The sequence below is a fragment of the Pseudomonas lundensis genome (genome assembly GCF_002269125.1).
GTDB lineage: Bacteria > Pseudomonadota > Gammaproteobacteria > Pseudomonadales > Pseudomonadaceae > Aquipseudomonas > Aquipseudomonas lundensis_A.
The window spans coordinates 25,791-37,559 of sequence record NZ_NQKI01000042.1 but is presented as its reverse complement, the minus strand read 5'-3'; the positions used below and the strand labels follow the sequence as shown (position 1 = coordinate 37,559).

Below are 11,769 nucleotides of genomic sequence, written 5' to 3'. Positions count from 1 at the left end.
AACACCTGCCGAAGCACTGAATGAGTATCTAAAGTCTGTACAACAATCCAGTGTTGCGACGACCGGTTGAATCCGCCTTGGCTCCCCTGATCCGAATGCACGATGACTCTGATTTTGGGTTTACGGCGCCATACCGCCATGAGCAGCGCGTCCAGCGCCAGCTCCTTGCCTCGCGTTGGCTTCATTGACCAGCCGACCACCTTGCGAGCGTACAGATCCAGTACGACAGCCAGATATAGCCATCCCTACCACGTTCGGATGTAAGTGATATCGGTCACCCAAGCCTTATTCGGGGCATCGACAGTGAAGGCCCGGTTGAGTCGATTGGGGGCAATGATCGATGATCTGCCTTTGATTGCGCGCGGGGCTTTATAGCCTCTGAGCGCCTTGATTTTATTGGTGCGCATCAATGCCGCGACACGGTGCTTGCCGCAACTTTCTCCAGCCTCGCGCAAGTCAGCAAACATCCTCCGTGCGCCATACACACCTCGACTGGCCGCATAGGAGTCGCGGATCAGCCCTAACAGCCGACTATTCTCTTTTTCGCGATCAGAAACAGGCTTGTGTAGCCATTGATAGAGCCCGGCACGAGCAACTCGCAAAACCCGACACAGCGTAGTGATCGCGTATTGATGTCGGTGCTCGTTAATGAAGCGGTATTTCACTCGGATTCCCTGGCGAAGTATCGCGCTGCTTTTTTTAATATGTCGCGCTCTTCTTCCAAGCGTCGCATTTGGGCTCGCAGCCGCAAAATCTCGCTTTTGGCTACGAGCAACTCGCTGGCCTGTTTCTCGGTTTTGTCAGGCGTCACAGCTTTGACCCATTTGTAGAGGCTGTGGGTCGAAACGCCGAGGCGCTCGGCTGTTTCCGCAACGGAGTATCCGCGTTCAATAACTTGCCTCACGGCTTCTGCCTTGAATTCCGGCGTGAATCGTTGGGTGCTCATAGACTTCCTCCTATGCTCAAAGCATAGGCTGGAGATGTCTATTGCGCCGGGGGCAGTCCAATGAGCTTGCAAGGTGTCTAGAGAATCCGGGGCGATTCGGTACGGGCACGAACCGGGAAAACGCTCGCTCAGAGAAACGCCATTAGCACGCTGCTACGCATGCGAAATCACGCACAAGAAAAGTACTTCTACGCTCAGAACAACTTTCCTTCATAGCGCAAAATCCAAATCTGACACGCACTTCGTATTTTTATAGAAATTGCCTCCAATGTGCTAGAACCACATTGAGATCATGAAAAGCCTAAAAACCAATAGTCGAAAATTGATGATTTCTGGCCCGAATGGAGGAATATGCGTTTTCGCCTTTAGCCCGCACGCTCGCCAAATGACAGACACAAAAAAGCCGGTAGACCCTGAGGTACTGACCGGCTGTTTTGATGTAGCGATATGGTGGGTCGTGTGGGATTCGAACCTACGACCAATTGGTTAAAAGCCAACTGCTCTACCAACTGAGCTAACGACCCGCTTCGTTGTGGGACGTATAATACTGATTTTTAACGAGAATTCAACACCCGATTAAAAATAAATATGAAATAAGTCAAAAATAACGGGTTGGATCTTTGATTCCGGCAGCTGCGAAGCCATCTGCACGCAAACGGCAGCTATCGCATTTGCCGCATGCACGACCTTGGTCGTCGGCCTGATAGCACGAAACAGTCAGCGAATAGTCGACACCCAACTTTGCACCCGCCTGGACAATCTGCGCTTTGCTCAGGCTTTGCAGAGGAGCCTTGATACTGAACGGCTTACCCTCGACACCCGCTTTGGTAGCAAGATTTGCCATGACTTCGAAAGCCTCTACAAACTCTGGACGACAGTCCGGATAGCCTGAATAGTCCACAGCGTTCACACCGATGAAAATATCTTGCGCCTCCAGCACCTCGGCCCAACCCAATGCCAACGACAGGAACACCGTATTACGCGCGGGGACATAGGTGACCGGAATACCTTCACTCGGGGCCTCAGGCACGTCAATCGAGCTGTCAGTTAGCGCTGAGCCTCCGATACCGTCCAGGTTCAGCCCAATGACCTTGTGGTCAATGACGCCCAGATCACGGGCAACACGCGCAGCGGCATCAAGCTCCGCACGATGGCGCTGACCGTAATCAAAGCTCATGGTGTAGCAGCTGTAACCTTCGGCGCGGGCCATGGCGACAACAGTCGCCGAATCCAGACCGCCCGACAATAGAATGACTGCTCTTTTCTCTTGTACAACCGATTGTTCTGTCATTTCAGCGCCCCGGCTCATCGTTCCATAAGTATTTGTGCAACTGCATTTGCAAACGCACCGGCAAGTTGTCGGCAACGATCCAGTCGGCCAGTTCACGGGCCGACAAATCATGATGGCTTGGCGAGAACAGCACCTCTCCGGCTCGCCGCTCTAACCCATACTCGATCAACTTCGAAACCGCCCAGTCGTAGTCATCACGCGAACAGATCACAAACTTGACCTGATCATTGCATGTCAACAACGCGATATTTTCGTAGAGATTACGATGGGACTCTTTAGAGCCAGGAGTCTTCAGATCAAGCACACGACTGACGCGGGGATCCACTGCCGAAATATCCAGCGCACCACTGGTCTCGATGGAGACTTCATATCCGGCATCGCAAAGCTGCGTCATCAAAGGAATTACATTGGGCTGGGCTAGCGGCTCCCCCCCTGTAACACATACATAGCGCGGACGATAACTCGCCACCTGCTCAAGTATGTCCTTCAGAGGCCTTACAGTGCCGCCACTGAATGCGTAAGCGCTGTCGCAATAACCACAGCGTAAAGGGCAACCGGTTAGGCGAACAAAAACGGTAGGCAAGCCAGCCGTTCGCGTTTCACCCTGCAACGAGTAAAAAACTTCGGTAATTCTCAATGTGTCTTGCATATCCGCCACGGGCGTAACAGCTAAACAGGCTGTCCGCCTCCGTCAGGCACTCCAAGGAATCTGCCAACGCAGTACTCAGAAGAGCGTATTTCATAAAAGGGCGTGGATTCTAACGAAAAAACCCGCGACAGGCGCGGGTTTCTCGATGAAAACACTCGATAGCTTACATGCGCTGCAAATCGCGCTGGGCCAATTGCGCTGCAGAGGTGCCCGGGTATTGGGACACCACTTGCTGGAGGATGCCTTTAACCTTATCGGCATGCCCCAAACGGCGCTCAACATCAGCCAACTTGTACAACGAGTCAGGCACTTTCCCATGCTTGGGATAAAGCTGACTGACTTTGGCGAACGCCTGGCCTGCAGCCTGCAAATCACCTTTAGCCAGATTCACCTCACCCAGCCAATATTGAGCGTTACCGGCATACTGACTGTTAGGGTATTTACGCAAAAAGGCACTGAACGCCTGGCTGGCCTTGTCGAAGTCTTTAGCCTTGATCAAGTCAAAAGCAGCATCGTAATAGAGCTTTTCTTTCGCCGGATCACCCGGCTCAGAACTGGCAGCAGCCTGAGGAGCAGGTGCAGCCGTATTACTGGCGGTCGTACTGGCACCACCAGATGAAGAATTATCAGGCGCGGCAGCAGGAGCAATGCCAGCACCAATACGCCGATCAAGTTCCTGGTATCGCTCCAGGCTTTCTTGCTTCATGCGCGAAATATCATTCTGCAGAACTTCGATTACACCCTGTTGGCGTGCAATCTGTTCCTGCATTTGTTGCAACTGGTTGAACAGCTCGCCCTGTGCCGAGACAGGGGCCGAAACCCCTCCCCCGGCATAGGCGCCGCTCGCACCGTAACCCGTTGACGGATAACTCCCCCCGCTATTGTTATAGCCAGAGTTGTCATCGACCACAGGAACCGCAGCCCAGGCCGCAAGCGGCATGAGGCTGAGAGTCAGAATAGTTACAGCACGGCGGCACGTTCGCATGACGAATTACTTACGCAGTTCGACGCGACGGTTCTGAGCCCACGACTGCTCGTCGTTGCCAGTAGCGATCGGACGCTCTTTACCGTAGGACACCAGCTCCAGCTGTGCTGGAGAAACACCTTGCAGAACCAGGTAGCGTTGAACGGCTTTCGCACGACGCTCGCCCAGTGCCATGTTGTACTCACGAGTACCACGGGCGTCAGTGTTACCTTCCAGAACAACGCGAGCGCCGTTAGCTTTCAGGTCTTTTGCGTGAACGTCAAGAGCGCGCATAGCTTCTGGTTTCAGGTCCGAACTGTCGTATTCGAAGTAGAAAACAGTGATAGCACGCAGAGCAGCTTCTTCGCTCAGGGAGCCATCAACAGCGCCTGTGTTTGCGCCATAACCAGCGTTTGGATCAACAGCAGCGCCTTCACCGGCATTGTCGCCGCCTTTAGACGAGCAACCTACAGCTACAGCCATGGCCAGTGCCAGCGCAGCAAATTTACCAAACTTCAGCATTTCCATCGTAAAACTCCTAATGAACCCCAAGTGTTAAGTGCAACGTAAAGCTATCACCACGTCAGTTCAGGTAAGGGGACCAGGAAGGTTCTCTGACTTCGCCTTGAGCGGTAGGAAGAGGGAGCCTTACGCGTCCATTAATGGACACGAGCATCAAGACTCCCCGGCCCTGCTGGCGGGTGGCGTAGATTACCATGGTGCCGTTGGGCGCAACAGTAGCTGACTCATCAAGGTTGGTATCTGTGAGGATTTTCACGCTTCCACGCTGCAAATCTTGCGCTGCCACACGGAAATTGGTGAAGCCATCCTGACGATGAATCATTACCAGGGTCTTTTCGTCTGCCGAAAGCTTCGGACTGGCGTTGTAGTTCCCGATAAATGTCACGCGCTCTGCATTACCGCTACCAACTGTGGTTTTGTAGATTTGTGGTTTACCGCCGCGGTCAGAGGTGAAGTAGATGGTTGACCCATCCTTGCCCCAGAACGGTTCGGTATCGATAGCCGGGCTGTTAGTCACGCGAGTCAGCTGACGGGACGCCAGATTCATTACGTAAATTTCAGCGTTACCATCTTTAGACAACACAAATGCCAGCTTCGAACCGTCCGGAGACCACGCAGGGGCACCGTTAAGGCCTTCGAAGTTGGTGATTTGCTCACGACGACCGGTATCAATGTTCTGCATGAAGATACGCGGACGTTTTTGCTCAAACGAGACATAGGCGATGCGCTTGCCGTCTGGCGCGAAACGAGGCGACAGAATCGGTTCACGCGATTGCAGCAGCGTGACAGCACGTGCACCGTCGTAATCCGAACGCTGCAAGGTATAGCGGGTGTTATTGGCACTGGCGCGCTCAGCCGTTACGTAGAGTAAACGGGTTGAGAATGCGCCTTTAATACCGGTCAGTTTTTCAAATGACTGGTCGGAGATGTAATGCGCCATATCACGCAGCTGCTCAGCAGTACCGGAGACACTACCGGTCAGAACCGGTTGCTCGGTGGCCACATTGAACAGGGCATATTGAACCTGCAAACGACCGCCGGCCGGGACAATATTGCCGACTATCACGTACTGGGCACCTAACGCTTTCCAGTCACGGAAAATGACTTCGCTGGCCTGGGTCGGCAAGCTGATCATGTTCTGCTTTGGAATCGGTGCGTAGTAGCCCGAGTTGCGCAGGTCATTGCCAATGATTTCAGCCATGTCGTCCGGCAGAACGGAACCGCCCTGCCAGCCAAATGGAACCACGGCAATAGGTGTGGCCCGGTCGCTACCGCTAGTGACCAGAATGTTCTTTTCTTCTGCCATTGCCATCCCTGCGAAGCAGCAGACGACGACGAGCAGTCCTCGAAAAAAGTTAATCACAAGGCTAGATCCTCAGGTGTGAATGTCATCTTGAATGATCGATAAGGATTGAATTCGCTGGGCTTCAGGCCCTGCATCTCCGTTAAACGGCCAATGTTCTTGACCGCCGCCACAGCCGAACTGTCAAAAGGTCCGTCACCACTGGATCTGGCAACCGTAACCGAAGTTACCGTGCCATCCGGCAACATGCCAATTTGCAGCACCACTGTCATGTTCTTGCGAGCCGAAGGAGGACGAGCCCAACCTTCTGCTGCCCGGGCACGAATCAGGTCATCAAAACTGCCGGCGACCTCATCGCCCTGCTCCTCTGCCAAGGCTTGTTGACGTTGAGGCGTATCGGAAAGCAAATCTGCCAAGGCTTGCGCCTTTTTCTCTTCGGTCGATTTACGTGCTGCTTCTACTGCCTTTTTCTTGGCAGCATCAGCAGCCGCTTTTTTCTTGGCGTCTTCGGCGGCTTTCTTCTTCGCCTCATCCGCTACGGCCTTTTTCTTGGCATCTTCAGCAGCTTTCTTCTTCGCATCTTCGACAATCTTTTTCTTGGCTTCTTCGGCGGCCTTTTTCTTCGCCTCTTCTTCAGCGGCTTTTTTGGCCTCTTCCTCAGACTTTTTCTTGGCTATATCAGCCAACTTTTTCTCTTCGGCTTTTTTGGCTTCAGTGGCTTTTTTAGCGTCGTCTGCTTTCTTGGCTTCGTCAGCCTTTTTAGCTTCCTCAGCCTTCTTCGCTTCACTGGCCTTGGCTTCGTCAGCCTTCTTGGCCTCTGCTGCTTTCTCGGCAGCCTCTTCTTTCTTTTGTTCCGCCGCTTTCACGGCCTCTTGCTCAACCTTTTTTTGCTCCATCTGCTCAACTTCGGTCTGACGTGCGGCAGATTTCTTTGCCTCACCCGCAATCTTTTGATTGGTCTGGGTGGTCGCCTGACTTTTTGACTTCAGTTGATACAAGGTTGCTTGAACAATCGGCTTCGAGGGAGGCAGTTCCGGCGTCATGGCAAAACTGGCGAACAGCATGCCAAAAATCAGAACGTGCAGCCCTACGGCCCAAACTGTAGGCCAAAAATAGTTTTCAGAGGCGGACGGCTCCCGCTGTTCGCGCATCAGGGAGCCTCTGTGATCAAGCCAACATTACCGACGCCGGCTTTCTGCAAGCCCCCCATGGCTCCCATCACCGCGCCATAATCCACAGACTTGTCGCCGCGAATGAAGACCTGAGTATGCTTGCCGCCTTCGTTGCCAGCACGAATGATTTTGGTGACGGCATCTGTCATTTGCGGCAAGGTCATGGCCTTGTCCATCTGTTTTTCAGTATCGACTTCGCTGCCAAGGTTCCAGAAGTAGGTCTTGTCAGCCTTGATCGAAATAGTCAGAACCTGAGTGTTGTTGTCTTGCGGCAAAGCCTCACTGGAGACTTTGGGCAAATCCACTTTCACACCCTGATTGAGCATGGGCGCAGTCACCATGAAAATGACCAACAGTACCAACATCACGTCGATGTAAGGCACCACGTTCATCTCGGCGACCGGCTTGCGCTTCTTGCGAGCTCGAGCGATTAAAGCCATTGGAAAGTACCTGCTTATTCTTCGCTGGTGTGCACTTTACGGTGCAGGATCGCCTGGAATTCATCGGCGAAGGTGTAGTAGCGACCGATAAGGGTTTCACTACGCGCAGCAAAGCGGTTGTAAGCGATAACGGCTGGAATTGCAGCAAACAGACCGATTGCCGTAGCGACCAGCGCTTCGGCAATACCTGGCGCCACAGTCGCCAGCGTGGCCTGCTGAGCCGTCGCCAAACCGCGGAATGAGTTCATGATGCCCCACACCGTACCGAACAGACCGATGTAAGGGCTCACAGAACCAACTGTCGCGAGGAACGGCAGGCTTTGCTCCAGTTTTTCTTCTTCACGGGAAATTGCTACACGCATGGCACGGGCCACACCTTCCATGACAGCCTCAGGATCTACACCTGGCTGCTGACGCAGACGGGAAAACTCCTTGAATCCTGCACGAAAGATCTGCTCAACGCCCGAATCAGGATCCGGATTGCTACCTGCCTGGCGGTACAACTTGGACAGATCGATACCCGACCAGAAGCGCTCTTCAAAGCTTTCCAGGGCACGTCGACCGGCGCGCAGCATAGTGCTGCGCTGAAAAATCATGACCCACGAGGTAACCGATGCGGCCAGCAGGGTCAACATTACCAATTGCACAACAATGCTGGCATTGCTGACCAAGCTCCACATGGAGGAATGGTCGACGACGTTAGCTTCCACGCTTTATCTCCTGCTCTAAATGTTTACCCGCGCCGCTCACGTCGGCAAAGGCCGTACGTAAAGCTTCGGGAATGGCCCGGGGTTTGAAACTATCGGCGCGCACACAGGCCACCAAAAACTGCCCTTCGCAGAGCAACGTTGAGTCCGCAGCCCGCCAGACCTGCTGTTTGAAACGCAGGCTGGCACGGTTGAGTTCTATTACTTGCGCAGTTACCAACAGTTCGTCGTCCAGTCGCGCCGGTGCGTGATAACGCGCCTCGCTGGAATGCACGACAAATAACAGGTTCTCCCCTACCAGCTCGGACTGGGCAAACCCCAGTTCCCGCAGCCTTTCGGTTCGAGCCCGCTCCATAAACTTTAGATAATTTACGTAATACACGACGCCACCCGCATCGGTGTCTTCGTAATAAACGCGACAGCGATGTGCGAGCGGCTCAAGCCTGTTTTGCGCGCGCATACTCTAGTGCTTACTCCTCAGGTTGCCAATCCGCCAGACCACTGTTTTTCACTCTTCTTAGACTTTAAGACTCAGGATTTTCAGCGCCAGCCCTTGTGACATCAAAAACGGCAAAAAAATCGACTCATTACGGCTTAATTAATCATCCTGCGCATTCGAGAATTCATCTGCGCTCGGCATTTCGCCCAAACGTGACGGAATATTCAGACCAAAGTGCAAATACGCATGCCGGGTCACTACACGCCCTCGCGGCGTACGCATGATATAGCCTTGCTGAATCAAGTACGGTTCCAGCACATCCTCGATGGTATGGCGCTCTTCACTGATCGCTGCCGCAAGACTGTCGACCCCCACCGGCCCCCCATCGAATTTCTCGATCATGGTCAACAGCAATCGCCGGTCCTGATGATCAAAACCGTGTTCATCCACATCCAGGAGATTGAGCGCCAGATCTGCCACAGATTTGGTGATATGCCCCTTGGCCCGCACTTCGGCAAAGTCGCGCACACGGCGTAGCAACCGATTGGCGATACGCGGTGTACCGCGGGCCCGCCGCGCAATTTCATATGCACCTTCCGGATCCAGCGGCAAACCGAAGATTCCCGCAGAACGACTGACGATCGTCGCCAGGTCATCAATGCCATAAAACTCAAGACGCTGAACAATGCCGAAGCGGTCGCGCAAAGGATTGGTCAGCATCCCGGCACGGGTTGTCGCCCCAACCAGCGTAAACGGCGGCAAATCCAGCTTGATCGAACGCGCAGCAGGCCCCTCGCCGATCATGATGTCCAGCTGAAAATCTTCCATGGCCGGGTACAAGACTTCCTCGACAATAGGCGACAACCGGTGAATTTCATCAATGAACAGCACATCATGGGGTTCCAGATTGGTCAGCAGGGCTGCCAGGTCCCCTGGCCTCTCAAGCACCGGGCCCGACGTACTTTTAATCGAAACACCCATTTCCTGCGCAATGATGTTCGCCAGGGTAGTTTTACCCAAGCCCGGCGGCCCAAAAATCAGCGTGTGGTCCAACGACTCTGCACGGCCACGCGCAGCCTGGATAAACAACTCCATCTGCTCGCGCACTGCCGGCTGACCAATATAGTCGGCCAGACTCAATGGACGGATCGCGCGATCCTGAACCTCTTCGCGGTCACGTCCGCTGGAAGCGGTTATCAAACGATCAGCTTCAATCACTTAAATCATTCCCTTCAGGGCTCGGCGGATCATGTCTTCACTGCTCAACGTTTTATCCTTGATGGCCGACACTGCTTTACTCGCCTCTTGAGGTTTATAGCCCAAAGAGATCAACGCGCTGACCGCATCGCTTTCAGCGCTGGCGACTTGCGCAGGGGCATCCGGCTGATTGGGCACCAGCGCAAACATGCTCGGCACCTGCTCCCATGCTTTGAACCGATCCTTCAGTTCGACCAACAGGCGCTCGGCGGTTTTCTTGCCAACCCCCGGCACCTTGGTCAGCGCCGACGTATCCTGGGCCTGTACACAACGCACCAGCTCATCGACTTCCAGACTGGACATCAGTGCCAATGCCAATTTAGGGCCCACGCCATTGAGCCGAATCAATTCGCGAAAAAAATCGCGCTCTCGCTTGCCACTGAAACCATAGAGCAACTGCGCATCTTCGCGAACCACTAAATGGGTGTGCAGGGTCAACGGCTCACCGATTGAAGGCAGGCGGTAAAGTGTAGTCATCGGAACCTCCACCTCATAACCCAGGCCATTCACATCCAGAATCAGGTGAGGCGGCTGTTTTTCAGCGAGAGTACCGCGCAAGCGTCCAATCACGTTTCAGATCCTTTTTCAGGCCAGATCAATGGCTAACTAATAAGACGGGCGCTGCACGATTGCACGGGCAAACACCCAAAGCGCTCAACACCAGAGACACCCGCCCCCTATAGACGCAGACGACCACCCCGACTGCGCGCAGCACCCAACCCGTGAGGCAGCAAACTGGAGCGCGTGTGCGCATGGCACAACGCAATTGCCAACGCATCAGAAGCATCAATTTGCGGTTTTGACGTCAGCTTGAGCAAATGCATGACCATCATCATCACCTGCTCTTTATTAGCGCCCCCGGTACCCGCAACCGCCTGCTTGATTTGAGTCGCCGTGTACTCGGCGATTTCCAGACTTTCCTCACCGCCAGCAACGATTGCTGCGCCCCGGGCCTGACCCAGCTTTAACGCCGAATCCGCATTACGCCCCATAAATACTTTTTCAATGCCCATCGTAACCGGGCCGTACGTCTGTATCACTTCGCGCACGCCGCGATAAACGATCTGCAGCCGCTCATGCATTTCGCCGTTGCCTGTACGAATACACCCCGAAGCCACGTACACACAGCCACGACCGGTGTCCTGCACCACGCCATAGCCGGTAATGCGCGAACCGGGATCGATACCAAGAATAAGAGTCATAACGCCTGCAGCTTTAGAAGTGATGCCCTCGGGCATGAACCCGGACAGCTTAAAGGCAGAAGCCGGAGGTGCACAGCCTGCGATCATCGCAGCGTTGCACCTCCGGCTTCCAGGATTACAGCGAGGTATCAGGCAAGCTGTTCCAGCACAGCCTCGGGGATCTCGGCGTTGGAGTAAACGTTTTGCACGTCATCCAGATCCTCAAGCATGTCGATCAGCTTGAGCACCTTCTCAGCACCCTCCAGATCCAGCTCGGCACTCGTGGTGGGCAGCATTACGATTTCGGCATCAGCCGGCTTGAAGCCTGCAGCCTCTAATGCGTTGCGAACTGCGTAGAAGCTCGAAAATGATGTGAACACATCGATCGACCCGTCTTCATTGGTCACAACGTCATCGGCATCTGCTTCCATAGCCGCTTCGATCAAGGCATCTTCATCAACACCCGCGGTATACGAAATCTGGCCTTTACGCTCAAACAAGTACGCCACAGAGCCATCAGTGCCCAGATTGCCGCCGCATTTGCTGAAAGCATGACGCACAGCTGCTGCAGTCCGGTTGCGGTTGTCGGTCATGCACTCAACCATCACCGCCACGCCACCAGGCCCGTAGCCTTCGTAACTCAGCTCAACCATGTCATCGGTATCAGCCGCACCGGCACCACGGGCGACAGCACGATCAATGACATCACGGCTCATGTTTGCTCCAAGCGCTTTGTCCAGCGCCAGACGCAGCCTTGGGTTGGACGCTGGGTCACCACCACCCTGACGCGCCGCGACAGTCAGCTCACGAATCCACTTGGTGAAAATTTTGCCTTTTTTGGCATCCTGACGCTCTTTGCGGTGCTTGATGTTCGCCCACTTAGAATGACCTGCCATAA

At 54.1% G+C, this 11,769-nt stretch carries 13 protein-coding genes, 1 tRNA gene and 1 pseudogene; all 15 read right to left on the bottom strand.

Going from position 1 to position 11,769, the window contains the following annotated elements:
• Window positions 1-71: 71 nt before the first annotated feature.
• A pseudogene (locus CJF39_RS23410) lies at window positions 72-946 on the bottom strand (IS3 family transposase); the annotation flags it as partial.
• Window positions 947-1,394: 448 nt separating this feature from the next.
• Window positions 1,395-1,470, bottom strand: a tRNA-Lys gene (locus CJF39_RS19880).
• 74 nt (window positions 1,471-1,544) lie between these two features.
• The gene (gene queC / locus CJF39_RS19875; RefSeq protein ID WP_094994979.1) at window positions 1,545-2,237 is read right to left on the bottom strand and encodes a 7-cyano-7-deazaguanine synthase QueC; all 693 of its coding nucleotides are present in this window, start codon (window positions 2,235-2,237) and stop codon (window positions 1,545-1,547) included.
• Between the two features lies 1 nt (window position 2,238).
• A complete protein-coding gene (queE, locus tag CJF39_RS19870) occupies window positions 2,239-2,886 on the bottom strand; it encodes a 7-carboxy-7-deazaguanine synthase QueE (protein ID WP_094994975.1) in 648 nt (215 codons plus the stop codon).
• Between the two features lie 163 nt (window positions 2,887-3,049).
• Window positions 3,050-3,871 (bottom strand): tol-pal system protein YbgF, encoded by an 822-nt coding sequence (gene ybgF / locus CJF39_RS19865; protein ID WP_094994974.1) that lies wholly within the window; start codon window positions 3,869-3,871, stop codon window positions 3,050-3,052.
• A gap of 6 nt (window positions 3,872-3,877) precedes the next feature.
• Window positions 3,878-4,378: a peptidoglycan-associated lipoprotein Pal gene (pal, locus tag CJF39_RS19860; protein ID WP_003441254.1), complete on the bottom strand. Its 501-nt coding sequence runs from the start codon at window positions 4,376-4,378 to the stop codon at window positions 3,878-3,880.
• A gap of 55 nt (window positions 4,379-4,433) precedes the next feature.
• The gene (gene tolB, locus CJF39_RS19855; protein ID WP_249275400.1) at window positions 4,434-5,684 is read right to left on the bottom strand and encodes a Tol-Pal system beta propeller repeat protein TolB; all 1,251 of its coding nucleotides are present in this window, start codon (window positions 5,682-5,684) and stop codon (window positions 4,434-4,436) included.
• Between the two features lie 47 nt (window positions 5,685-5,731).
• Entirely contained in the window at window positions 5,732-6,826 is a 1,095-nt protein-coding gene (tolA, locus tag CJF39_RS19850) for a cell envelope integrity protein TolA (protein WP_094994972.1), read from the bottom strand.
• Window positions 6,826-7,278, bottom strand: a complete 453-nt coding sequence (gene tolR, locus CJF39_RS19845; protein ID WP_162199712.1) for a protein TolR — start codon at window positions 7,276-7,278, stop codon at window positions 6,826-6,828. Before tolR ends, tolA begins: the two co-directional genes overlap by 1 nt.
• A 23-nt stretch (window positions 7,279-7,301) precedes the next feature.
• Window positions 7,302-7,997, bottom strand: coding sequence for a protein TolQ (gene tolQ / locus CJF39_RS19840; RefSeq protein WP_047277996.1), 696 nt, complete (start codon window positions 7,995-7,997; stop codon window positions 7,302-7,304).
• Complete coding sequence (ybgC, locus tag CJF39_RS19835) at window positions 7,987-8,454, bottom strand: tol-pal system-associated acyl-CoA thioesterase (RefSeq protein WP_094994971.1); 468 nt, start codon at window positions 8,452-8,454, stop codon at window positions 7,987-7,989. Before ybgC ends, tolQ begins: the two co-directional genes overlap by 11 nt.
• A 138-nt stretch (window positions 8,455-8,592) precedes the next feature.
• A complete protein-coding gene (gene ruvB / locus CJF39_RS19830; RefSeq protein ID WP_094994970.1) occupies window positions 8,593-9,651 on the bottom strand; it encodes a Holliday junction branch migration DNA helicase RuvB in 1,059 nt (352 codons plus the stop codon).
• Window positions 9,652-10,260 carry a Holliday junction branch migration protein RuvA gene (gene ruvA, locus CJF39_RS19825; protein WP_094994969.1) on the bottom strand — a complete coding sequence of 203 codons (609 nt, stop codon included), beginning with the start codon at window positions 10,258-10,260 and terminating at the stop codon, window positions 9,652-9,654. It lies immediately after the preceding gene.
• A gap of 107 nt (window positions 10,261-10,367) precedes the next feature.
• Window positions 10,368-10,892, bottom strand: coding sequence for a crossover junction endodeoxyribonuclease RuvC (ruvC, locus tag CJF39_RS19820; RefSeq protein ID WP_094994978.1), 525 nt, complete (start codon window positions 10,890-10,892; stop codon window positions 10,368-10,370).
• 128 nt (window positions 10,893-11,020) lie between these two features.
• Window positions 11,021-11,767, bottom strand: coding sequence for a YebC/PmpR family DNA-binding transcriptional regulator (locus CJF39_RS19815; RefSeq protein ID WP_094994968.1), 747 nt, complete (start codon window positions 11,765-11,767; stop codon window positions 11,021-11,023).
• Window positions 11,768-11,769: the final 2 nt, after the last annotated feature.